Source organism: Escherichia sp. SCLE84, from assembly GCF_012584495.1.
GTDB lineage: Bacteria > Pseudomonadota > Gammaproteobacteria > Enterobacterales > Enterobacteriaceae > ECMA0423.
In genome coordinates, this window is record NZ_CP051430.1 from 2,797,472 (window position 1) to 2,820,874 (window position 23,403).

Here is a 23,403-nt window from a genome sequence, read left to right on the forward strand (position 1 = left end):
CAGAAACGCGAGAACGTGACATACTGCCAGGGCATGAATTGTGTTGCGTTGGTTTGTAGATTTTTTTAACGCTTATGATCAGTATCATTTGCGCGGTATGTTGCGCAACCCTTTAACAACAGAGCTTTTCGCTGCATTAATGCATAATAACGCGAGTTTATGGCAGGATTAATGAATAACCATTTGTTATGGAAAGATTTTTATTTGTTTAATCTGCAATAATACTGATTGGTGATTATTTTTGGCATATGTTCATTCGATTATTTTTTATGCAGCTCAATAACATAATCTTCATCACCAGATGATTAATCCGATCTCCGCTGCAACAATTTCGCCATATTAATCGACTCGACCAGCTGTGTCCGGTTGATCCGGGGTGAGTTGAGATCCATCACTTTTTGCCATAGTTCGATGGCTTGCGCGTAATTCGCCTGCATAAACGCATCGGAAGCCAGCAGCATCAGAGCGGTGATTTCGTTAGAGTCCAGCGCGAGGGCTTTGTCGATCATTGCGCGAGTCTGGGCGGTCATATGCTGGCTGGCCTGGTAATAAAGCACCGTCGCCAGCGCCGCATACAGTTCAGCGTTCTCACCACGTAGTTGCAACGCCTGACGATACGCCAGCAGCGAATTACTGTAATCGTTTTGCCACAGATAGTACTCGCCCAGTAACGCCCACTGTTCGCTGTTTTGTGGATTAGCGCGGATTTTATCCTGCAATACCTGAAGCTGCGCTTCCGGGGTTTGCTGGCTGGCAAACTGATGTAGCGGATCGCGCTGACGCTGATATTGCGCACGTACCGCCTGCCATTTTGGGCTTAACAGATAACTGCCGACACAGAGAAATACCATCAAAATCGTGAGTGTTGTCAGCATTTTCACCGGTATTTGTGACTGTTTCACCGCTTCGCCCTCACTCGCCAGAAGATCAGTGCCATCAGCAGTAACAACACCACTGGCAGCGCCCATAACACCAGCGTCTGACCCGTTAACGGTGGGTTATAGCGAACAAAATCTCCGTAGCGTTCGGTCATCCAGCCAATGATTTCGACTTCGTTCTTCCCCTCCGCCACCATGCTGTAAACCTGATGGCGCATACTGACCGCCACCGGTGCATTGGATTCCAGTAAGTTCTGATTCTGGCACTGCGGACAACGTAACTGGCTGGCAATATTTAACGCCTGTTGCTGTTGTTGCGGATTGGCGAATTGCCAGGTGTCTACAACCTGAGCGCGCGCAAAACAGGTAAATAACAGCAGTAGCGTGAGAAGTCCTTTATTCATCGCGCTTCCTCCCCCGCCATCCGCTTAATAATGCGCCCGCAATCATCAACAATCCTCCCCCCCAGATCCAGCGCACACCGCTTTGTACATACAAGCGAAAAGCGTAACGATCCGCTCCGGTTTTTTCACCCATGACCGCATACCAGTCATGGATGCCGTTCCAGCGAATTGACGGTTCCATCATTTGCTGACGACGTGCTTCGTAAAAACGCCGCTCCGGCATCAGTTCACCAATGCGTTGCTGATGGTCAAACAGTGCCACTATCGCTTTTTCGCTGGTGTAATTGCCTTTGGCTTGCAGATCGAGGCGCTCAAAACGGAAGGTGTATCCTGCCAGCGTCACCTGCTGACCCGGCTGTAAATTCAGGCTGATCTCCTGACGGCTGACGCTGGAAACCACGATCCCAGCGGCAAATAACAGCACGCCCGCATGAGCTACCAGCGCCGGAAGCTGCACGCGTTTGCCAGAGACAAACGTCGCCAGCACAATCACCACCAGCATCAACAGGCCAAACGGTAACGTCGCGCGGTTAAAATACGGCGCGCCAACGGAGAGGCGTCCCCAGCCCAGCAGACCGTAAATCATCGGATAAAGCGTTCCCACCAGCACGATCAGTAGCACTGCGCAAAACAGCAACAGCGTAGCGAGGATTAACATTTCCCGCGATAACCCCGAAAAACGCACCACCGGGCCACCGTCCCGCGCTCGCCAGCCATACAGAGCCAGAGACGCAAGGCTAATCAGTGCAAACAGGCTGAACAACGGCACGGCGCGGACGTTATCCAGTGCGAACGCATGAACCGAAACCAGAATGCCAGAACGGACAATTAAGGTACCCAGTAGCGACAGCATCAGAGTTACTATCGCCAGCAACAGCGACCAGTGGCGGAAAATCTCCCGCTGGCGTGTCAGGGACAAACTGTGCAGCAGCGCAGTGGCAGAAAGCCAGGGTAATAAAGAGGCGTTTTCCACCGGATCCCAGAACCACCAGCCGCCCCAGCCCAGTTCGCAATAGGCCCACCAGGAACCGAGGATGATCCCCGCCGTTAATGCGCTCCAGCCAGGTAGTGCCCAGCGCCAACAAATTCTGGCGCAGGCACCATCAAACTCGCCGCGCAGTAAACTCGCCAGCGCCACGCTCGCCGCTACCATCAAACCGCCATAGCCAAGGTAAAGCAGCGGTGGATGAAAGATAAGACCGGGATGTTGCAGCATCGGATTGAGATCGCGGCCTTCGATTGCTGGTGGAAATATCCGCACGAAGGGATCGGACCACAGCACCACAAACAGTAGCAGTGCGGCGAGCATGAGAGATAAAACGGCTAACGTCAGCGGAAATAGCGGATCGGTTTGCTGCCGATAATGCCAGGCAAACAGCGCGCTCCAGGCGGAAAGCAGCAGCACCCAAAGCAGCAGCGAACCTTCATGGCCGCCCCACACCGCTGCCAGCTTGAGTTCCCACGACAGCAGGCTATAGCTATGTTGCGCGACATAAATGACCGAGAAATCGCTGATGAGAAAACAATACGTCAGTACGCCAAAGGCGAGCAGCAGGAGCGCGAACTGCGCCAGAATGCCGATGCAAGTGAGTCGCATCATGGCAGGCCAGCGCAACCGCACTCCCGCAAAGGCCGTCAACGGGGTCAACACGTTGACCCCGAGACTTAACAACAACGCCAGAAAACCGACTTCAGGAAGGAATACGTCCAGAAACCACCTCTTTTCTGGCTTACGCCACCGTCAACTGTCCGGCGTAGAGAATGAAAAAGCGCAGCATCAACACGCCGACCAGACTGGCCCCACACGCCGCCAACACGGCAGGAATGCCGGAACTGCGATTGACCCACGGTTTGAGCAACATTGGCACAATCAGCCCCAGCCCGGCGACACCAAGCCAGAACCACCACGTCCAGAAACCGCCACCTAATGCCGCCACCAGCGCACGCACTTTACCGTCATCGCCCAGCGCCAGACCGACAAAAAACGCCACCAGCAGGAAGATTTCACCCCATACCACGGGGATTTCCATACGGTGAACAAAGTGCGCTTCCGTGGAATGCGGATTTTTGCGTTGGCGTATCGCCATGGCGATCAGCGCTACCGCCACACCGGACGAGATGCCGGAGAAGAGGAACAGCACCGGCAGGATCGGGTTATTGAGGAACGGATACGATTTCAGCGCCGACAGCAGAAAGCCGGTATAAGCCCCCAGCAGCACCGCCAACACCAGCATCAGCGTTTCCAGTCCGCGATGAACGGGCGTCAGCAGGCTCAGAACCTTTTGCACGATCCCCAGCTTCGGCAACCAGCGTTGTTGCAGGGCAAGCAAATCATGTTCAAAGATTTTCGCCAGCCACAGCACCAGCACCACCATGTAGAGCTGAAACAGCATCACCCCCATCGACATCACCGAGGTAAAACTGTAGTGGAACATCAGCTTCCAGAAGGTCCACGGTCTTGTCAGGTGGAAGACGAGGATCAACAGACCGAGGATCACCGCGCCAGGTCCGACAATCAGCGTGGTGCGCAGCAACGTGCTGTCTGCACCGCCCGCCTGCGGGTAGAAGCGACGTAACAGCACGGCCAGCGTCACCAGACCGGCAGAAATACCAATCAAAAACAGGTAGATGGCAATCGGCCAGTCCCACACCAGCGATTCAAAATGAAATGCGGAAGTCTGCGTCATTGGCTCACCTCCCCGTATTTAAACGGTACGCGGTACAGCTTCGGTTTGGTTCCCAGCGCCAGCTTGTAGCGGTAAGTAGGCTTCTGGCGCAGCAGTTGCGAAATCTCACTGTTAGGATCGTCCAGATTGCCAAACGTCAGCGCCTTCGTCGGGCAAGCCTCAACGCACGCGGGCAGCTTACCGGCCTGCAAATTGGTCTTACGGCAGAAATCGCATTTGTCCGCCGTCTTCGTGACCGGATGGATAAAGCGCACGCGGTACGGACAGGCGGCGATGCAGTACTGACAACCGACGCAGAGATCAGGATTAACATCGACAATCCCGCTAGCGGCATCACGAAAAGACGCACCGGTCGGGCAGACGTCAACGCACGGCGCATGATCGCAGTGCTGGCAAGACTTACGGAAGAAGCGATATTTCACATCAGGAAATTCGCCCTGCGGCTCGCTACGAATAATCATCAGGCGCGAGACGCCTTCCGGCACCTTGTTCACTTCCCGACAAGCATCCATACAGGCGGTACAGCCGATGCATAACGACTCGTCATGCACCATGCCGTAACGCACCCCATTGATATTCAACGTTTTCGCCACCACGCGCCCTGCGGTGCCGCTGACGGCTGCCAGCACGCCGACGCCGGTGAGAAACTGGCGACGAGACCAGGTCATGGCTGCTCCTTAAGCAACGGAACAGACGCCGGGTTAAAGTTCGGATTGGTGCGCTGATCGCTGTGGCAATCGACGCAAATCTTAATCCGTCCTTTGTCACTTAACGTCTGCATCGTATCTTGCTGTGGATGCAGGGAATGGCAGCTGGCGCACGCCACTTTGGTTACGTGGACATCGTGCGGCCAGAACGCTTTTTGCAACTGTTCCGGCAGATGACAGGACATACAGACGCTGTTCTGCTCTCCGACCTTGTACATCGGCTCGTTAAAGCGCATCACATCTTTCACCCCTTCGCGGTGTTGCGGTGATGGCTGGCCGTGACAGTTGGTGCAGGTGACCGGCAGTTTGTTATTCGGGTTGATAACGGAAGCATGTTTGCCATGCATACCTTCGATATCTGGCTTATGACAGTCCAGACAGGCGGCATCCGGGTTACGCTGCTGGGTAACTTCGTAGCGATCACCAGATGCCTGCGCCGCAGGGGTAGCGGTAATTCCGTTCAGGCTCCACAACAGGCCCGACGCCAGCACCCCAGCAGTTAATAACGAACGTAATACGCTCATATTCACTCCATTGTGTTTTCCGCCCCTTGCGAGTCGGAACGGGGTTATTGGCTTAACAGACCATTTTTACGTGCCTGTTCTTCCCACTGCGGGATCACCGTTTTGATGAAGTCCTGCTTCTCGGCCTTGATTTGTTCCATGTTCAGGCCAATGGCCTGCTGGGCTTTCTCTTTGGTCGAGATATCCGGGATCTCGATTTCATGGGTGATGCCTTTGGTCGCCAGCAGGCGCGCCAGTTTGGTGCGTGCATCCGCCGCTTTATCCATCGCAGTACCGAGCATCCGTAAACCTTCTTCCGGTGCGTGCATATGAATGCCGTGGGAAGCGATCGCCAGATCCCAACGCCACTGGGCATGACGGACATCGTCCTGAATCGGCTTCATTTCGGCTTCCGTCGCGCCTGCATCCAGCGCTGCTTTCGCTTCGAAGTGAGCGTGAACCAGTTGATCTTCAACCTTGATTTTCAGGTCGTTAATCGACTGCTTACGTTCCGCGACCACTTTTTGCAAGGCAGCTTTGTCCTGGGTATGGCAGTTCGCACAAGTCTGGGCGAAGTTATCAAACGGATTACCAATTTTATGGTCGGTGTAGAGTTTGCCTTCGGCGTTCTGCACTTTTGGCATATGGCAGTCGATACAGGTCACGTTGTTTTTACCGTGAATGCCCGCTGTCCAGGTTTCATATTCCGGGTGCTGCGCTTTCAGCATTGGCGTTTTCGACAGGGAGTTAGTCCAGTCAGAGAAGGCAATTTTGTCGTAATACTGCTCCATATTTTCGACTTTCATGCCGTCATCCCACGGGAATTTAACCGCTTTGTTTTTGCCGTCGAAGTAATACTCCACATGGCACTGACCGCAAACCATCGATTGCTGGTCGAAACGTCCGGCTTTCTCAAAAGGTTTACCAATGGCTTCCATCGCGCGAGCCGCATACGGACGGGAAAGGGTTAACTCCGGTTTGCCTTTGGCGAACTCTGGTGAGGCGGTGTTATGGCAGTCGGCACAACCTAAGTTGTTGACGATTTCCGGGCCGCCGCGCGCCCACTTACCGTGGAAGTAGCCATCTTCGCCGTCTTTCTGGATCAGACGCGCCACATCCGGGCTTTTACAACTCCAGCACGCCATCGGTAGCGGACCATCTTCAGCGTTTTTCGGCGCACCGGTACGCAGGGTTTCACGCACATCGGTCACAGCAAAGGCATGTCCACGCGGCTTGTTGTAATCGCGCGAGAAGGGATACCCCGCCCACAGGATCACCAGCCGTGGATCTTCCGCCAGGGCGTCAACACGCTCTGACTGTTCCGAGGTGGCTTTCCAGGAGAGATATTGATCGGGATGCTGCGGGGCAAAGGTTTCATTCTTCGCTTCCACAGTTACAGGTTTTGCGGGAGCTGCCGTTTGTTCAGCGTGAACAGAAGTGAAAAAGAAAAAAGGAATCAATAAGCTGAAGATACGGCGTGCGTTTATTTTTATCCTTGTCATAGGGGCTTCATCCGAATTGCGCCATTGTTGCAATGGCGGTTTTTATTGTTTTCACGACAGTAACCGCACCTACACTGTCATGACATTGCTCGCCCCTATGTGTAACAAATAACCACACTGTGAATGTTGTCTTTAATCAATTGTAAGTGCATGTAAAATACCACTTTAGAGTTAGTCAGTATCTTCCTCTTTTTCAACAGCATGCATAACTGCATGTTCCTCAAAGAATTAATCAACTTTTGTTGGTGACCTTCAAAAATTACCCTGCCGTTTATTTGCACAATTCTACTTTTGCGTGATCTGTCGCCCAAATACTAAACAAAACTGCCAATACCCCTACATTTAACGCTTATGCCACATATTATTAACATCCTACAAGGAGAACAAAAGCATGAGCCAAATTCACAAACACACCATTCCTGCCAACATCGCAGACCGTTGCCTGATAAACCCTCAGCAGTACGAGGCGATGTATCAACAATCTATTAACGTACCTGATACCTTCTGGGGCGAACAGGGAAAAATTCTTGACTGGATCAAACCTTACCAGAAGGTGAAAAACACCTCCTTTGCCCCCGGTAATGTGTCCATTAAATGGTACGAGGACGGCACGCTGAATCTGGCGGCAAACTGCCTTGACCGCCATCTGCAAGAAAACGGCGATCGTACCGCCATCATCTGGGAAGGCGACGACGCCAGCCAGAGCAAACATATCAGCTATAAAGAGCTGCACCGCGACGTCTGCCGCTTCGCCAATACCCTGCTCGAGCTGGGCATTAAAAAAGGTGATGTGGTGGCGATTTATATGCCGATGGTGCCGGAAGCCGCGGTTGCGATGCTGGCCTGCGCCCGCATTGGCGCGGTGCATTCGGTGATTTTCGGCGGCTTCTCGCCGGAAGCCGTTGCCGGGCGCATTATTGATTCCAACTCACGACTGGTGATCACTTCCGACGAAGGTGTGCGTGCCGGGCGCAGTATTCCGCTGAAGAAAAACGTTGATGACGCGCTGAAAAACCCGAACGTCACCAGCGTAGAGCATGTGGTGGTACTGAAGCGTACTGGCGGGAAAATTGACTGGCAGGAAGGGCGCGACCTGTGGTGGCACGACCTGGTTGAGCAAGCGAGCGATCAGCACCAGGCGGAAGAGATGAACGCCGAAGATCCGCTGTTTATTCTCTACACCTCCGGTTCTACCGGTAAGCCAAAAGGTGTGCTGCATACTACCGGCGGTTATCTGGTGTACGCGGCGCTGACCTTTAAATATGTCTTTGATTATCATCCGGGTGATATCTACTGGTGCACCGCCGATGTGGGCTGGGTGACCGGACACAGTTACTTGCTGTACGGCCCGCTGGCCTGCGGTGCGACCACGCTGATGTTTGAAGGCGTACCCAACTGGCCGACGCCTGCCCGTATGGCGCAGGTGGTGGACAAGCATCAGGTCAATATTCTCTATACCGCACCCACGGCGATCCGCGCGCTGATGGCGGAAGGCGATAAAGCGATCGAGGGTACCGACCGTTCGTCGCTGCGCATTCTCGGTTCCGTGGGCGAGCCAATTAACCCGGAAGCGTGGGAGTGGTACTGGAAAAAAATCGGCAACGAGAAATGTCCGGTGGTCGATACCTGGTGGCAGACCGAAACCGGCGGTTTCATGATCACCCCGCTGCCTGGCGCTACCGAGCTGAAAGCCGGTTCGGCAACACGTCCGTTCTTCGGCGTGCAACCGGCGCTGGTCGATAACGAAGGTAACCCGCTGGAGGGGGCCACCGAAGGTAGCCTGGTAATCACCGACTCCTGGCCGGGTCAGGCGCGTACGCTGTTTGGCGATCACGAACGTTTTGAACAGACCTACTTCTCCACCTTCAAAAATATGTATTTCAGCGGCGACGGCGCGCGTCGCGATGAAGATGGCTATTACTGGATCACCGGGCGTGTGGACGACGTGCTGAACGTCTCCGGTCACCGTCTGGGGACGGCAGAGATTGAGTCGGCGCTGGTGGCGCATCCGAAGATTGCCGAAGCCGCCGTAGTAGGTATTCCGCACAATATTAAAGGTCAGGCGATCTACGCCTACGTCACGCTTAATCACGGGGAGGAACCGTCACCAGAACTGTACGCAGAAGTCCGCAACTGGGTGCGTAAAGAGATTGGCCCGCTGGCGACGCCAGACGTGCTGCACTGGACCGACTCCCTGCCTAAAACCCGCTCCGGCAAAATTATGCGCCGTATTCTGCGCAAAATTGCGGCGGGCGATACCAGCAACCTGGGCGATACCTCGACGCTTGCCGATCCTGGCGTAGTCGAGAAGCTGCTTGAAGAGAAGCAGGCTATCGCGATGCCATCGTAACCCACAATTGCCGGATGCGAGTCGGTAACGGTTTGTAGGCCTGATAAGACGCGACAGCGTCGCATCAGGCATTGATTGCCGGATGCGGCGTAAACGCCTTATCCGGCCTACATTCGGCAAGGGTTACCCGAGCGTTAACCTTCTCCCATAAGGGAGCGGGAATTAAAACAATCCCTACATTACCTCTGGAGAATCTGTGATGAATGGCACTATTTATCAGCGGATAGAAGACAATGCGCATTTCAGGGAGTTAGTCGAAAAACGGCAACGGTTTGCCACCATCCTGTCGATTATTATGCTGGCAGTTTATATCGGCTTTATTTTACTGATCGCCTTCGCGCCCGGCTGGCTGGGCACGCCGCTGAATCCGAACACCAGCGTCACACGCGGTATTCCAATTGGTGTTGGAGTGATTGTGATCTCCTTTGTTCTCACCGGTATCTACATCTGGCGGGCGAACGGCGAATTCGACCGTCTTAATAATGAAGTCCTGCATGAGGTACAAGCATCATGAAAAGAGTTCTGACGGCGCTTGCCGCCACACTCCCTTTCGCAGCTAACGCCGCGGATGCTATTAGCGGGGCCGTAGAGCGCCAGCCAACGAACTGGCAGGCGATTATTATGTTCCTGATTTTCGTCGTGTTTACGCTCGGCATTACCTACTGGGCATCAAAACGCGTACGTTCTCGTAGCGACTACTACACCGCAGGCGGCAATATCACTGGCTTCCAGAACGGGCTGGCGATTGCCGGGGACTATATGTCCGCCGCCTCATTCTTGGGGATCTCCGCGCTGGTGTTTACCTCCGGCTATGACGGCTTAATTTACTCGCTGGGCTTCCTGGTGGGCTGGCCGATCATTTTGTTCCTGATTGCCGAACGTCTGCGTAACCTGGGGCGCTACACCTTTGCCGATGTGGCCTCTTACCGTCTGAAACAAGGGCCGATTCGTATTCTTTCGGCCTGTGGTTCTCTGGTGGTGGTGGCGCTTTACCTTATCGCCCAGATGGTGGGCGCAGGTAAACTGATCGAGCTGCTGTTTGGCCTTAACTATCACATTGCGGTGGTGCTGGTCGGCGTGCTGATGATGATGTACGTCCTGTTCGGCGGCATGCTGGCGACCACTTGGGTACAGATTATCAAAGCCGTGCTGTTGCTGTTCGGTGCCAGCTTTATGGCCTTTATGGTGATGAAACACGTCGGCTTTAGCTTCAACAATCTGTTCAGCGAAGCGATGGCGGTACACCCGAAAGGTGTCGACATCATGAAACCGGGCGGACTGGTGAAAGATCCGATCTCCGCGCTCTCTCTGGGGCTGGGACTGATGTTTGGTACGGCGGGCTTGCCGCACATTCTGATGCGCTTCTTTACAGTCAGCGATGCCCGCGAAGCACGTAAGAGCGTGTTCTACGCCACCGGATTTATGGGCTACTTCTATATTCTGACCTTTATTATCGGCTTCGGCGCGATCATGCTTGTTGGTGCGAATCCGGAATATAAAGACGCGGCGGGCCATCTGATTGGTGGTAACAACATGGCGGCCGTTCACCTGGCGAATGCAGTGGGCGGCAACCTGTTCCTCGGTTTTATTTCAGCGGTTGCTTTCGCCACTATCCTCGCGGTGGTTGCGGGTCTGACGCTGGCGGGCGCATCAGCGGTTTCGCATGACCTGTACGCTAACGTCTTCAAAAAAGGCGCGACCGAACGTGAAGAACTGCGGGTATCGAAAATCACCGTGCTGATTTTGGGTGTGATTGCCATTATCCTCGGCGTGCTGTTTGAGAATCAGAACATCGCCTTTATGGTGGGGCTGGCGTTTGCCATCGCGGCGAGCTGTAACTTCCCGATCATTCTGCTTTCTATGTACTGGTCGAAACTGACCACGCGTGGCGCGATGATGGGTGGCTGGCTGGGGCTGATTACCGCAGTAGTACTGATGATCCTCGGCCCGACGATTTGGGTACAGATCCTTGGTCACGAAAAAGCCATCTTCCCGTATGAATACCCGGCGCTGTTCTCTATCAGCGTGGCATTCCTCGGCATCTGGTTCTTCTCGGCAACCGATAACTCAGCGGAAGGTGCGCGCGAGCGTGAACTGTTCCGTGCACAGTTTATCCGCTCCCAGACCGGCTTTGGCGTTGAGCAAGGCCGCGCACATTAATCTCTCCCCTTCCCCGGTCGCCTGACCGGGGAATACTCTTCCTCTCCAGCATGCATCACCTTTTCCCATAATATTAAACAAATAAACTCATTAAAAAATGAGCGATTTTTGACAGTCGTAGAAAATGATAATGCAGAGAATATGCCTTTTCTTTCTTGTTAATTATAAGGATATTTTATGCGCTATAATGGTTTAAATAATATGTTTTTCTCTCTTTGCCAGATTAACGATAACCACTCTTTCACAAGTTCATCACATACAAAGAAAACAAAATCATATAATTACAGCAAACATCATAAAAACACGTTAATTGACAATAAAGCCCTCTCTCTTTTCAAGATGGATGATCATGAAAAAGTGATAGGTTTGATTCAGAAAATGAAAAGAATTTATGATAGTTTACCATCAGGAAAAATCACGAAGGAAACGGACAGGAAAATACATAAACATTTTATAGATATAGCTTTATATGCAAATAATAAATGTGACGATAGAATTACGAGAAGAGTTTACCTTAGTAAAGAAAAGGAAGTATCCATTAAGGTGGTATATTTTATAAATAATGTCGCCGTCCATAATAATACTATCGAAATTCCACAGACAGTAAATGGTGGTTACGATTTTTCACACCTTAGCCTGAAAGGTATCGTGATTAAAGATGAAGATTTATCCAATTCGAATTTTGCAGGTTGCAGACTACAAAACGCTATTTTCCAGGACTGTAATATGTATAAAACGAATTTTTATTACGCCATAATGGAAAAAATACTTTTTGATAATTGTATTCTCGATGACTCAAATTTCGCTCAGATAAAAATGGCCGACGGAACTCTAAATGCATGCTCCGCTATGCATGTTCAATTCTACAATGCAGCAATGAATAGAGCCAATATTAAAAACACCTTCCTTGACTATTCAAATTTTTATATGGCGTACATGGCTGAGGTAAATCTTTATAAAGTAATAGCGCCATATGTTAATTTATTTAAAGCCGACCTTAGTTTCTCTAAACTCGATTTAATTAACTTTGAATATGCTGATCTGTCTCGCGTCAATCTGAACAAAGCAATCCTCCAGAATATAAACTTAATTGATAGCAAACTCTTTTGTACGTGGCTGACAAATACATTCCTCGAAATGGTTATATGTACCGGCTCTAATATGGCTAATGTTAATTTTAATAATGCCAATTTAAGCAACTGCCATTTCAACTGTTCTATTTTAACAAAAGCCTGTATGTTTAATACCCGTCTCTATCGGGTTAATTTTGATGAGGCTAGCGTCCAGGGAATGGGCATTTCCATTCTCCGTGGGGAGGAAAATATCCCCATTGATAGTGATACCCTGGTAACACTACAGAAATTCTTTGAAGAAGATTGTACCTCTCATACTGGCATGTCACAAACTGAGGATAATATTAATGCAGTCGCTATGAAGATTACTGCAGATATTATGCAACACGCAGATTGAGGTTAAGTCGAAGAACAGCCAATGAATTGACTTTACAAGAGAGATAACTTATTTGTTTTAGAATCATGAATGTTAGCCCGAGCTAACCTGTTAAAGGTGCAAAAGATTGCACCTTTTTCAGATTACCTCGGGCCTGGTTACGTCGCTTTCGGCTTACTGATTTTCCTCAATTAGCAACGCTTCAAGCAAATCGAGATCGTGCAGTAATTTTTGCAGCGTTTCGTTGCTGATCTCCCGCGTGGCGCGCAGGTGGTAAAGTTCAGCACGTTCAGAACGCAATGCCGCCAGACGGAAGCGACGCTCAAGGTTCTCTTCCTGCACGGAACTTTCAACGTCGTTACGTCCATCGGCGCGACGACGCAGGTTACCAATGACGCGAGAACTGACCTCCGTAAGCAGCTGGTTATCGATATTCTCTTCGGTATCCGCCGCCAGACGCTCCTCCATTTTCTGGATCGCCACAATCGCCACTTCTGCCGTTGCCGCTCGCGCAATACGTTCTTCTTTCAATTGTTGCGAATGGTCCGCGACTTCAATGTGTTGTAGCAGAATAGGCAACATCACCACGCCGACAAACAGCGAGAAGAGAATGACGCCAGCCGCCAGGAACACCAGCTCATAGCGCGCCGGGAAGACGTTACCATCCGGCAAGAGCAGCGGGATTGAGAGCACACCGGCCAGAGTGATCGCCCCACGCACCCCGGCGAAAGACGCGATCAGGATTTCTCGTGTGGTCCACGAACCAAACTCCATCGGCTTCTTCTTCAGGAAGCGGTTGCTGAACTTTTTCATCGTCCACAGCCAGCCGAAACGGACCAGCATCAGCGCCGCATATATCAGAATAATATCGGTAAACAGCATCCAGATTTCGACGTTAGGGTCGATTTCTGCTGCCATCAGCGACGTCTCCAGAATACCCGGCAGCTGCAGACCTAACAGCAGGAACACCATGCCGTTAAAGACAAATTCCAGCATCGCCCAGGTGCTGTTTGCACGCAGGCGCATTGCCAGCGGCGCACGGCGCATCACACCGGAGCGGGTGATGGTCATCCCGGCGGCAACCGCAGCGAGGATGCCGGAAACGCCAATATGTTCGGCAATCAGATAAGAAGCGAATGGCAGCAAGAACAGCAGAACAATCTGCGTCGCGGGTTCATCACCGCCCCAGCGGCTGAGGAATCGCAGCGAGCGACCATACAGCCAGCTCACCACAAAACCGGCAAGAATACCGCCAATGGCTACTTTCATAAATTCGACCGTCGCACCGCCGACGGTGAAGATCATCGTCCCCATCGCCACTGCCACGGCAAACTTCAACGACACCAGGCCGGAAGCGTCATTCATCAACGCTTCGCCCTGCAAAATGCCCATGATTTTTTTCGGGATGCGCCCTTCGCCAACAATCCCGGAGAGCGCCACAGCATCGGTCGGAGAAAGTACCGCCGCCAGCGCAAAGGCGGGGATCAGCGGAATGCCCGGCACCACCCAGTAAATAAGGAAGCCAATGCCGACCACGGTGACCACCACCAGCGCCAGCGCGAGGCCGAAAATCTCTCGACCATGTTCGAGAAATTCACGGGTCGGCGTTTTCCAGCCATCAGCGAACAGCAACGGCGGGATAAACAAGACTAAAAAGAGTTCAGGATCAAACTCCACATGCAAACCAAACGTCGGCCACGCCAGTAGCGCACCGATGGCGATTTGCATAAGCGGAAGCGGGATCTGAAAGGGCATGACACGAGTGACCACCCCGGACAGCGAGACCACGAGGGTCATTATCAGTATGGTGAAGAAGATTTCCATGCGTTCCCTGTTTGCGATGTTTTTTATGATCTGAGAAAGACGTTATGCCTGAATTCTCATTTTTTCAGAATATCGCAAAAGCTCACACAATGTGCGGAGAAAATAAAAACGGGCAGCCATTGCCACCCGTTTTCAGAATCCGATGAAAGATTAGATAGCCCAGCCACCCGCATAGAAGGTCACCAGCGCCACGGCGATAACGACCGTACCGATGTTCAACTTGCGCCATTCGCCGGAAACCAGACGACCAATCACCAGAGTCGCGAAGCCGATCATGATGCCTGTTACGATGTTACAGGTCAGCACGATGAATACCGCCGTAACCAGACCCGCCATCGCATCAACAAAATCAGCAAAGTCGATTTTCGCCACGTTGCTCAGCATCAGCAGGCCAACGTACATCAGCGCCGGAGCCGTTGCATACCCCGGAACGAGGTAAGAGAGCGGAGAGAGGAACAGAATCAGCAGGAACAGCACGCCAACGGTGATAGCCGTCAAACCGGTTTTACCGCCCGCCGCCGTACCCGCCGCAGACTCGATGTATACCGCTGCCGGAGCTGCACCCACCAGGCCAGAGAAAACGCTGCTCATGGAGTCAGTGGTCAGTGCTTTCCCACCGTCGATAATTTGCCCATCTTTATCCAGCAGGTTCGCCTGGCCGGCGACGGCACGGATAGTTCCGGTGGCATCAAATACTGCCGTCATTACCAGCGCCAGAACGCTTGGCAGGACTACAGGATTCAGCGCGCCCATAATGTCCAGGCTGCCAATCAGTGAGTTGCCGTTTTCATCGCTCAATGAAGGCATGGCGAAAACGCCGGAGAAATGGACGTTAGGATCGAAGATCAAACCGACAATTGAGATACCGATAATGGTCAGCAGAATGCCACCAGGGACTTTCAGTTTTTCCAGGCCGATGATCACCGCCAGACCTACCAGTGACATAATCACCGGGAAGGTCGCGAAATCACCCAGCGCAACGGGCAGACCATCAAGCGGGTTTTTAATCACCAGACCGACACCGTTAGCGGCAATGAGCAGCAGGAACAGACCGATACCAATCCCCGTGCCGTGCGCCACACCGTGCGGCAAGTTGCGCAAAATCCAGCTACGGATACCCGTGGCAGAAATTACCGTAAACAGCACACCCATCAGGAACACGGCACCCAGCGCGACAGGTACGCTAATATGTTGCCCCAGCACCAGGCTGAATGCGGTAAACGCCGTCAGGGAGATGGCGCAACCAATCGCCAACGGCAGATTAGCCCACAGACCCATCACGATAGAACCGAGTCCGGCAACCAGACAGGTTGCAACGAAAACTGCCGCAGGCGGGAAGCCTGCTTTACCCAACATACCTGGAACGACGATGACCGAGTAGACCATCGCCAGAAACGTTGTTAACCCGGCAACCACTTCCTGACGGACAGTGCTTCCACGTTGTGAAATTTTAAACCAGGCGTCGAGTGAACCGCCGGTACGCGCTGATGGCGTAGACATAAGAAAACATCCCCTGAGAGTTTAATTTTCGTCAAGATGCGTGGCGGACAATCCCCTGCCAGCGAAACGTTATCTTCCTGCTCCAGGTTTGCGACAATTTACTGCGTCGCAAAAAAGCAAACGTTTAGCTCCGCGCATACAAAACGGGTGGTAAAAAAAGCAAACGATTATCCGGCGATCATAGCGGCTTTTTCAACCGAAGTTTGCTGCTTTTTTCTCTTTTATTGTCTTGACGATGAAAAACCAGGCAATTGATGCGCAAACGTTATCGTCGGTGCGCAAGATTGCAGCGTTATCGAGCCGTATACCGTTCAGGATTGCGATAAAAAATCGTCTGAGATGACAAAAATATTGCGGATAAAAAGTATACTTTTACACTGGCGAAGAAATGCCGGTGACATACAATTAAAGCATCAACACCAACCGGAACCTCCACCACGTGCTCGAATGGGGTGTGTTGACGTCGGGGGAAACCCTCCTGTGTACCAGCGGGATAGAGAGAAAGACAAAGACCGGAAAACAAACTAAAGCGCCCTTGTGGCGCTTTAGTTTTGTTCATCTTCCAGCAAGCGTGCGCCGGTACCTTCTTCTCCTAAGCGGTCGCCCGGGTTACGCAACGGGCAATCACTGCGCGAAAGGCAGCCACAACCAATACATCCGTCCAGTTCGTCACGCAGCGCTACTAAGGTATGAATGCGCCGATCCAACTCTTCTCGCCATTGGGACGAAAGCTGTTTCCACTCTTTCGCACTTAACGTATGCCCTTCGGGCAACACGCCAAACGCTTCACCAATGGTCGCCAGCGGAATGCCAATACGCTGAGCAATTTTGATAATTGCAACATATCGCAACACATCACGTTTATATCGCCGCTGATTGCCGCTGTTACGGATACTGGTAATCAACCCTTTACTTTCATAGAAATGCAGCGCCGATACCGCCACACCGCTGCGTTTCGCCACTTCGCCGGGGGTTAGCAGCGCTTTAATGCGGGGTAATTTCTTTTCCATAAATCGCTTTACCTCAAGTTAACTTGAGGAATTATACTCCCCAACAGATGAATTAACGAACTGAACACTGAAAAGAGGCAGATTTATGTCCCATCAGAAAATTATTCAGGATCTTATCGCATGGATTGACGAGCATATTGACCAGCCGCTTAACATTGATGTAGTCGCAAAAAAATCAGGCTATTCAAAGTGGTACTTGCAACGAATGTTCCGCACGGTGACGCATCAGACGCTTGGCGATTACATTCGCCAACGTCGCCTGTTACTGGCCGCCGTTGAGTTGCGCACCACCGAGCGTCCGATTTTTGATATCGCAATGGACCTGGGTTATGTCTCGCAGCAGACCTTCTCCCGCGTTTTCCGTCGGCAGTTTGATCGCACTCCCAGCGATTATCGCCACCGCCTGTAGTTTTATTGCCCGCGCGTTAACTCCCGCGCGGGTAATTGCTCCATCCATTGCATAAACACCTGCGGCGGCATCGCCTTCGCAAAAAACCATCCCTGGCAATAGCGCACGCCGCGTTTGCGCAGCCAGTTAACCTGCTCCTCAGTTTCGACGCCTTCAGCGATCGTTTTTAACCCCAGGCTGTGCGCCAGCTCGATGATGTGTTCCGCAATCAAATGACTGGTTTTGTGGGTGGTCAGCGTTTCAACAAACGATTTATCGATTTTCAAAATATCGACATTCAATGATTTAAGGTTATGCAAGTTAGAGTAGCCAATACCAAAATCATCAATTGCCACTTCGTAACCAGCCTGGCGGAAAGCCAGAATAATCGGCGTCATTTTTTCGACATCAAGAAATGCATGCTCAGTCACTTCAAATTTAATTTGCTGCGGACGCACCGCGTATTGCTCTGTTTTCTGATTGATTCGCGCTATCAACCGTGACGTATGAAAATCGGAGGCCGACAGGTTAATAGAAACATAGCGATCGGCATGTGTTGCCAAGTACGCGCCCAGATCGCGGAAGACATTATCAATAACATAATCAGTTATCTGTTCTATCATCCCCTCCTTTTCTGCCAGCGGAATAAACTCTGCCGGATTCATTATTTGCCCCTGCTCACCAAGCCAACGTAACAACGCTTCAGCGCCGATACATTTTTCTGTTTTGATATCGATTATTGGCTGGTAATAAAGACAAAGTTGATGTTTTTCGAGGGCGCGTTGCAATTTACGTTTGGGAGATAAATAGTTTTGTCGAATACGTAGCCAGAGTAATAGCAGAACAAGACTCCCCAAAATACCGGCGGGCAACGCAAAAATAAGATGATTATAAAAATGGGTTATAAGACGTTGATATGAAGTCGCAACAATGGCTGCAATTGGGCGTTTTGTCGAATAAACTGTCGCATATAAATAGCCATTTCTTTGTACGGTTAAATCCTTCAAATGAATCAGCGGAGAAAACGTTGCTGCCGAGGCCTCTTTGCTTAACGAGAAAAAGGTTTTCGTCACCGTATCATACACACCCCATTGCAATGTCGGGTCATCAGACATCACTTCACTCCAGAAGAGAGGGTTGATAACCGCCACATAATTTCCCCGCTGCATATAGGTCATTTTATAGCCAGAGAAAAAAGGCGTATCGCGGTAATAATAGATAGAAACGTTAGGTTCACGCTTATAATCGGCCGGTGCAATCGTATAGCCGTTTACAGGCGCTATCAGCGATGAGCATAAAAAATGGTTATCACGGGCATAGATCAATTCATTAATATAAAGATAGCCACGAATAATATTCAACATTCGCTTTTGATGGGCTGGAGTGCAAACTTGCCCCTGATAGCGTTCAGCTGCATCGCTCACTAAATCTGCCTGGCGAATGACCAGCTCGGATTTATCCAGTGCCAGTTGAGCAAAGGTTCGGAGCTGATTATTCACTTCTGATTTTGCCCAAAGGAAGGCAATCCATAGCGAAAGAATGATGGGAAAGAGAACTAAAAAGATAATGCCCGGCAACGCCAGTAATTGGTGTCGTGCACGATGACTCATTGCTATCAATTTCCTGCCTGTTTATACCCGGCCATTGCAAGGTGAAAACCCTGGGTACCGACGTCTTTAGATAAATCTTACGGTATAAATAGCACTTTTGCCTGATTTGAAATTGATACCTTTCTAATCGTCACCTGGATGAAAATAATTCATTGATATTCAAAATTAATTTCCTACAGGAATGCAGAGGCGGCGGGAAGATATGCCCTTAATGCCACTGAAAAACCACATAATCTGTACAGCAATAAAAGTCACGGCCTAATATGGCTAACAAACAATCAATTGTGATATAGTTCACAAAATTAATGAAACAAACAGAGTGTTTCATTTTTGTGTTCTGCAAGCCCCGCGATAGCCAGAGTGTACCACGCCTCCCGTGAACAACGCCGCGCTGTCCAGGGCATCGGCTCTTTTCAGAGGAATTGTTTGATGGCTACCCTCACCACTGGCGTGGTTCTTCTTCGCTGGCAACTTCTTAGTGCCGTAATGATGTTTCTGGCCAGCACACTCAACATCCGTTTTCGTCGGTCTGATTATGTCGGGCTTGCGGTGATCAGCAGCGGTCTGGGCGTTGTTTCCGCCTGTTGGTTCGCAATGGGGTTGCTTGGCATCACAATGGCGGACATCACCGCTATCTGGCACAACATCGAGTCGGTGATGATAGAAGAGATGAATCAGACACCGCCACAATGGCCAATGATTTTGACCTGATACGTAGAAGCCTCCATAACGGAGGCTTCTTTTTTATGGCTGGCAGATGCTTTAATCATCCACCTTAAAACAATATAACCTATTGTTTTAATGACAAATCAGAACGGAATGTCATCATCAAAGTCCATCGGCGGCTCGTTAGACGGCGCTGCCGGAGCGGACTGCTGCGGGCGAGACTGCGCGCCGCCGCTGAACTGATTGCCACCCTGCGGCTGCTGAGGCTGACCCCAACCGCCCTGCGGCTGACCACCACCGATATTACCACCTGCCGGAGCGCCACCACCCTGACGACCACCCAGCATCTGCATGGTGCCGCCAACGTTCACCACGACTTCTGTGGTGTAGCGATCCTGGCCGGATTGATCGGTCCATTTGCGGGTACGCAGCTGACCTTCGATATAAACCTGAGAACCTTTACGCAGATATTCGCTGGCCACTTCTGCCAGTTTGCCGAACAGCACAACGCGGTGCCATTCAGTCTGTTCTTTCATCTCGCCGGTCGCTTTATCACGCCAGGATTCGGAAGTAGCCAGCGTAATGTTGGCAACTGCGCCACCATTTGGCATGTAGCGTACTTCCGGGTCCTGACCCAGATTACCAACGAGAATAACCTTGTTTACGCCTCTGCTGGCCATGTTCGTGTCTCCTGAAAAAAATCGTTCTGAATAAGTGTAAACGCGCGATTGTACCATTACCAATAGCGCTTTTACTATGTTGTGACCTCGGTTCCGGGAAACAAACCTGGCCAGACATTGTTACACAACACTCCGGATAATGCATTCCAATACTGTATATTCATTCAGGTCAATTTGTGTCATAATTAACCGTTTGTGATCGCCGGTAGCACCATGCCACCGGGCAAAAAAGCGTTTAATCCGGGAAAGGTGAATGGATAAGATCGAAGTTCGGGGCGCCCGCACCCATAATCTCAAAAACATCAACCTCGTTATCCCCCGCGACAAGCTCATTGTCGTGACCGGGCTTTCGGGTTCTGGCAAATCCTCGCTCGCTTTCGACACCTTATATGCCGAAGGGCAGCGCCGTTACGTTGAATCCCTTTCCGCCTACGCGCGGCAGTTTCTGTCACTGATGGAAAAGCCGGACGTCGATCATATTGAGGGGCTTTCTCCTGCCATCTCAATTGAGCAGAAATCGACGTCTCATAACCCGCGTTCTACGGTGGGGACAATCACCGAAATCCACGACTATTTGCGTTTGTTGTTCGCCCGCGTCGGCGAACCGCGCTGTCCGGACCACGACGTCCCGCTGGCGGCGCAAACCGTCAGCCAGATGGTGGATAACGTGCTGTCGCAGCCGGAAGGCAAGCGTCTGATGCTACTCGCGCCAATCATTAAAGAGCGCAAAGGCGAACACACCAAAACGCTGGAGAACCTGGCAAGCCAGGGTTACATCCGTGCTCGTATTGATGGCGAAGTCTGCGATCTTTCCGATCCGCCGAAACTGGAACTGCAAAAGAAACACACTATTGAAGTGGTGGTTGATCGCTTCAAGGTGCGTGACGATCTTACCCAACGTCTTGCGGAGTCGTTTGAAACCGCGCTGGAGCTTTCCGGTGGTACAGCGGTAGTGGCGGATATGGACGACCCGAAAGCGGAAGAGCTGCTGTTCTCCGCCAACTTCGCCTGCCCAATTTGCGGCTACAGTATGCGTGAACTGGAGCCGCGACTGTTTTCGTTTAACAACCCGGCAGGTGCCTGCCCAACCTGTGACGGCCTTGGCGTACAGCAATATTTCGATCCTGACCGCGTGATCCAAAACCCCGAGCTGTCACTGGCTGGCGGTGCGATCCGTGGCTGGGATCGCCGCAACTTCTATTACTTCCAGATGCTGAAATCGCTGGCAGATCACTATAAGTTCGACGTCGAAGCGCCGTGGGGCAGCCTGAGCGCGAACGTGCATAAAGTGGTGTTGTACGGTTCTGGCAAAGAAAACATTGAATTCAAATACATGAACGATCGTGGCGATACCTCCATCCGTCGTCATCCGTTCGAAGGCGTGCTGCACAATATGGAGCGCCGTTATAAAGAGACAGAATCCAGTGCGGTACGTGAAGAATTAGCCAAGTTTATCAGCAATCGCCCATGCGCCAGCTGCGAAGGGACGCGTCTGCGTCGGGAAGCGCGCCACGTTTATGTCGAGAATACGCCGCTGCCTGCTATCTCCGACATGAGCATCGGTCATGCGATGGAATTCTTCAACAATCTCAAACTAGCTGGTCAGCGGGCGAAGATTGCAGAAAAAATCCTTAAAGAGATCGGCGATCGTCTGAAATTCCTCGTTAACGTCGGCCTGAATTACCTGACACTTTCCCGCTCGGCAGAAACACTTTCCGGCGGTGAAGCCCAGCGTATCCGTCTGGCGAGCCAGATTGGTGCGGGCCTGGTTGGCGTTATGTATGTACTGGACGAGCCGTCTATCGGCCTGCACCAGCGCGATAACGAGCGCCTGTTGGGTACGCTTATCCATCTGCGCGATCTCGGTAATACCGTGATTGTGGTGGAGCATGACGAAGACGCAATTCGCGCCGCTGACCATGTGATCGATATCGGTCCTGGTGCGGGTGTTCACGGCGGTGAAGTGGTCGCGGAAGGTCCACTGGAAGCGATTATGGCGGTGCCGGAGTCGTTAACCGGACAGTACATGAGCGGTAAACGCAAGATTGAAGTGCCGAAGAAACGCGTTCCGGCAAATCCGGAAAAAGTGCTGAAGCTGACAGGCGCACGCGGCAACAACCTGAAGGACGTGACGCTCACGCTGCCAGTCGGTCTGTTTACCTGCATCACAGGGGTTTCAGGTTCCGGTAAATCGACGCTGATTAACGACACACTGTTCCCGATTGCCCAACGCCAGTTGAATGGTGCGACCATCGCCGAACCGGCACCGTATCGCGATATTCAGGGGCTGGAGCATTTCGATAAAGTGATCGATATCGACCAAAGCCCAATTGGTCGTACTCCACGTTCTAACCCGGCGACCTATACCGGCGTGTTTACACCTGTGCGCGAACTGTTTGCGGGCGTACCGGAATCCCGTGCGCGTGGTTATACGCCAGGACGTTTCAGCTTTAACGTCCGTGGCGGGCGCTGCGAAGCCTGTCAGGGCGACGGTGTGATCAAAGTGGAGATGCACTTCCTGCCGGATATCTACGTGCCGTGCGATCAGTGCAAAGGTAAACGCTATAACCGTGAAACGCTGGAAATTAAGTACAAAGGCAAAACCATCCACGAAGTGCTGGATATGACCATCGAAGAGGCGCGTGAGTTCTTTGATGCGGTGCCAGCTCTGGCGCGTAAGCTGCAAACGTTGATGGACGTTGGTCTGACGTACATTCGCCTGGGGCAGTCCGCAACCACACTTTCTGGTGGTGAAGCCCAGCGCGTGAAGCTGGCGCGTGAGCTGTCAAAACGCGGCACCGGGCAGACGCTGTATATTCTCGACGAGCCGACCACCGGTCTGCACTTCGCCGATATTCAGCAACTCCTCGACGTGCTGCATAAACTGCGCGATCAGGGCAATACCATTGTGGTGATTGAGCACAATCTCGACGTGATCAAAACCGCTGACTGGATTGTCGACCTGGGACCAGAAGGCGGCAGTGGCGGCGGCGAAATCCTCGTCTCCGGTACGCCAGAAACCGTCGCGGAGTGCGAAGCTTCGCATACGGCACGCTTCCTCAAGCCGATGCTGTAATCGTTAAGG

Annotated in this window: 19 protein-coding genes; 7 read left to right on the top strand and 12 right to left on the bottom strand. The window is 51.8% G+C overall.

The window, feature by feature from the left end; genetic code table 11:
- Positions 1–305: 305 nt before the first annotated feature.
- Genes nrfG through nrfA form a run of 7 tightly spaced genes read right to left on the bottom strand, consistent with a single transcriptional unit; the run spans position 306 to position 6,681 of the window.
- Entirely contained in the window at positions 306–902 is a 597-nt protein-coding gene (gene nrfG, locus HGD79_RS13665; protein WP_000814373.1) for a heme lyase NrfEFG subunit NrfG, read from the bottom strand.
- Positions 899–1,282, bottom strand: a complete 384-nt coding sequence (nrfF, locus tag HGD79_RS13670; RefSeq protein ID WP_139496412.1) for a heme lyase NrfEFG subunit NrfF — start codon at positions 1,280–1,282, stop codon at positions 899–901. The genes nrfG and nrfF overlap by 4 nt, the downstream gene beginning before the upstream one ends.
- Positions 1,275–2,993, bottom strand: a complete 1,719-nt coding sequence (locus tag HGD79_RS13675) for a heme lyase CcmF/NrfE family subunit (RefSeq protein WP_071524619.1) — start codon at positions 2,991–2,993, stop codon at positions 1,275–1,277. Before HGD79_RS13675 ends, nrfF begins: the two co-directional genes overlap by 8 nt.
- 19 nt (positions 2,994–3,012) lie before the next feature.
- Positions 3,013–3,969, bottom strand: coding sequence for a cytochrome c nitrite reductase subunit NrfD (gene nrfD, locus HGD79_RS13680; protein WP_000195178.1), 957 nt, complete (start codon positions 3,967–3,969; stop codon positions 3,013–3,015).
- Positions 3,966–4,637 (bottom strand): cytochrome c nitrite reductase Fe-S protein, encoded by a 672-nt coding sequence (nrfC, locus tag HGD79_RS13685; protein ID WP_000220268.1) that lies wholly within the window; start codon positions 4,635–4,637, stop codon positions 3,966–3,968. The genes nrfD and nrfC overlap by 4 nt, the downstream gene beginning before the upstream one ends.
- A complete protein-coding gene (gene nrfB, locus HGD79_RS13690) occupies positions 4,634–5,200 on the bottom strand; it encodes a cytochrome c nitrite reductase pentaheme subunit (RefSeq protein WP_001298875.1) in 567 nt (188 codons plus the stop codon). Before nrfB ends, nrfC begins: the two co-directional genes overlap by 4 nt.
- A 44-nt stretch (positions 5,201–5,244) precedes the next feature.
- Positions 5,245–6,681 (bottom strand): ammonia-forming nitrite reductase cytochrome c552 subunit, encoded by a 1,437-nt coding sequence (gene nrfA / locus HGD79_RS13695; RefSeq protein WP_168848422.1) that lies wholly within the window; start codon positions 6,679–6,681, stop codon positions 5,245–5,247.
- Between the two features lie 391 nt (positions 6,682–7,072).
- Between nrfA and acs the strand changes: the two genes are divergently transcribed.
- From acs to HGD79_RS13715, 4 genes are all read left to right on the top strand, one after another.
- Positions 7,073–9,031 (top strand): acetate--CoA ligase, encoded by a 1,959-nt coding sequence (acs, locus tag HGD79_RS13700; protein WP_000078239.1) that lies wholly within the window; start codon positions 7,073–7,075, stop codon positions 9,029–9,031.
- A gap of 199 nt (positions 9,032–9,230) precedes the next feature.
- A complete protein-coding gene (locus HGD79_RS13705) occupies positions 9,231–9,545 on the top strand; it encodes a DUF485 domain-containing protein (protein WP_001014565.1) in 315 nt (104 codons plus the stop codon).
- Positions 9,542–11,191 carry a cation/acetate symporter ActP gene (gene actP / locus HGD79_RS13710; RefSeq protein ID WP_000832572.1) on the top strand — a complete coding sequence of 550 codons (1,650 nt, stop codon included), beginning with the start codon at positions 9,542–9,544 and terminating at the stop codon, positions 11,189–11,191. Before HGD79_RS13705 ends, actP begins: the two co-directional genes overlap by 4 nt.
- Positions 11,192–11,368: 177 nt before the next feature.
- Positions 11,369–12,661, top strand: coding sequence for a pentapeptide repeat-containing protein (locus HGD79_RS13715; protein WP_168848423.1), 1,293 nt, complete (start codon positions 11,369–11,371; stop codon positions 12,659–12,661).
- A gap of 153 nt (positions 12,662–12,814) precedes the next feature.
- Here HGD79_RS13715 and HGD79_RS13720 read toward each other — a convergent pair whose 3' ends face one another.
- The 3 genes from HGD79_RS13720 to soxR all read right to left on the bottom strand — a co-directional run bounded on the left by HGD79_RS13720 (position 12,815) and on the right by soxR (position 16,974).
- Positions 12,815–14,464 (bottom strand): Na+/H+ antiporter, encoded by a 1,650-nt coding sequence (locus tag HGD79_RS13720; RefSeq protein ID WP_000402207.1) that lies wholly within the window; start codon positions 14,462–14,464, stop codon positions 12,815–12,817.
- Positions 14,465–14,614: 150 nt separating this feature from the next.
- On the bottom strand, positions 14,615–15,964 hold the full coding sequence (gene ghxP, locus HGD79_RS13725; RefSeq protein ID WP_000106882.1) for a guanine/hypoxanthine transporter GhxP: 1,350 nt from the start codon (positions 15,962–15,964) through the stop codon (positions 14,615–14,617).
- 545 nt (positions 15,965–16,509) lie between these two features.
- Positions 16,510–16,974, bottom strand: coding sequence for a redox-sensitive transcriptional activator SoxR (soxR, locus tag HGD79_RS13730; RefSeq protein WP_000412428.1), 465 nt, complete (start codon positions 16,972–16,974; stop codon positions 16,510–16,512).
- Positions 16,975–17,059: 85 nt separating this feature from the next.
- On the opposite strand from soxR, the gene soxS reads away from it, so the two are divergent.
- Positions 17,060–17,383, top strand: a complete 324-nt coding sequence (gene soxS, locus HGD79_RS13735) for a superoxide response transcriptional regulator SoxS (protein ID WP_000019358.1) — start codon at positions 17,060–17,062, stop codon at positions 17,381–17,383.
- 2 nt (positions 17,384–17,385) lie between these two features.
- Here the strand turns inward: soxS and pdeC are convergent, their stop codons facing one another.
- Complete coding sequence (gene pdeC / locus HGD79_RS13740) at positions 17,386–18,972, bottom strand: c-di-GMP phosphodiesterase PdeC (RefSeq protein WP_000019531.1); 1,587 nt, start codon at positions 18,970–18,972, stop codon at positions 17,386–17,388.
- Between the two features lie 429 nt (positions 18,973–19,401).
- On the opposite strand from pdeC, the gene HGD79_RS13745 reads away from it, so the two are divergent.
- A complete protein-coding gene (locus HGD79_RS13745; protein WP_001295689.1) occupies positions 19,402–19,683 on the top strand; it encodes a YjcB family protein in 282 nt (93 codons plus the stop codon).
- 98 nt (positions 19,684–19,781) lie between these two features.
- On the opposite strand, the gene ssb1 is transcribed toward HGD79_RS13745, so the two are convergent.
- Entirely contained in the window at positions 19,782–20,318 is a 537-nt protein-coding gene (gene ssb1 / locus HGD79_RS13750; protein ID WP_000168305.1) for a single-stranded DNA-binding protein SSB1, read from the bottom strand.
- 253 nt (positions 20,319–20,571) lie between these two features.
- Between ssb1 and uvrA the strand changes: the two genes are divergently transcribed.
- Entirely contained in the window at positions 20,572–23,394 is a 2,823-nt protein-coding gene (gene uvrA, locus HGD79_RS13755) for an excinuclease ABC subunit UvrA (RefSeq protein ID WP_000357740.1), read from the top strand.
- The last annotated feature ends 9 nt before the right edge of the window (positions 23,395–23,403 follow it).

Bases quoted from the DNA above. Each gene is read 5' to 3' on its own strand.
- nrfF (WP_139496412.1), bottom strand. From the start codon at position 1,282: ATGAATAAAGGACTTCTCACGCTACTGCTGTTATTTACCTGTTTTGCG.
- nrfD (WP_000195178.1), bottom strand. From the start codon at position 3,969: ATGACGCAGACTTCCGCATTTCATTTTGAATCGCTGGTGTGGGACTGG.
- nrfC (WP_000220268.1), bottom strand. From the start codon at position 4,637: ATGACCTGGTCTCGTCGCCAGTTTCTCACCGGCGTCGGCGTGCTGGCA.
- nrfB (WP_001298875.1), bottom strand. From the start codon at position 5,200: ATGAGCGTATTACGTTCGTTATTAACTGCTGGGGTGCTGGCGTCGGGC.
- nrfA (WP_168848422.1), bottom strand. From the start codon at position 6,681: ATGACAAGGATAAAAATAAACGCACGCCGTATCTTCAGCTTATTGATT.
- acs (WP_000078239.1), top strand. From the start codon at position 7,073: ATGAGCCAAATTCACAAACACACCATTCCTGCCAACATCGCAGACCGT.
- HGD79_RS13705 (WP_001014565.1), top strand. From the start codon at position 9,231: ATGAATGGCACTATTTATCAGCGGATAGAAGACAATGCGCATTTCAGG.
- actP (WP_000832572.1), top strand. From the start codon at position 9,542: ATGAAAAGAGTTCTGACGGCGCTTGCCGCCACACTCCCTTTCGCAGCT.
- HGD79_RS13715 (WP_168848423.1), top strand. From the start codon at position 11,369: ATGCGCTATAATGGTTTAAATAATATGTTTTTCTCTCTTTGCCAGATT.
- HGD79_RS13720 (WP_000402207.1), bottom strand. From the start codon at position 14,464: ATGGAAATCTTCTTCACCATACTGATAATGACCCTCGTGGTCTCGCTG.
- ghxP (WP_000106882.1), bottom strand. From the start codon at position 15,964: ATGTCTACGCCATCAGCGCGTACCGGCGGTTCACTCGACGCCTGGTTT.
- soxR (WP_000412428.1), bottom strand. From the start codon at position 16,974: ATGGAAAAGAAATTACCCCGCATTAAAGCGCTGCTAACCCCCGGCGAA.
- soxS (WP_000019358.1), top strand. From the start codon at position 17,060: ATGTCCCATCAGAAAATTATTCAGGATCTTATCGCATGGATTGACGAG.
- pdeC (WP_000019531.1), bottom strand. From the start codon at position 18,972: ATGAGTCATCGTGCACGACACCAATTACTGGCGTTGCCGGGCATTATC.
- HGD79_RS13745 (WP_001295689.1), top strand. From the start codon at position 19,402: ATGGCTACCCTCACCACTGGCGTGGTTCTTCTTCGCTGGCAACTTCTT.
- ssb1 (WP_000168305.1), bottom strand. From the start codon at position 20,318: ATGGCCAGCAGAGGCGTAAACAAGGTTATTCTCGTTGGTAATCTGGGT.
- uvrA (WP_000357740.1), top strand. From the start codon at position 20,572: ATGGATAAGATCGAAGTTCGGGGCGCCCGCACCCATAATCTCAAAAAC.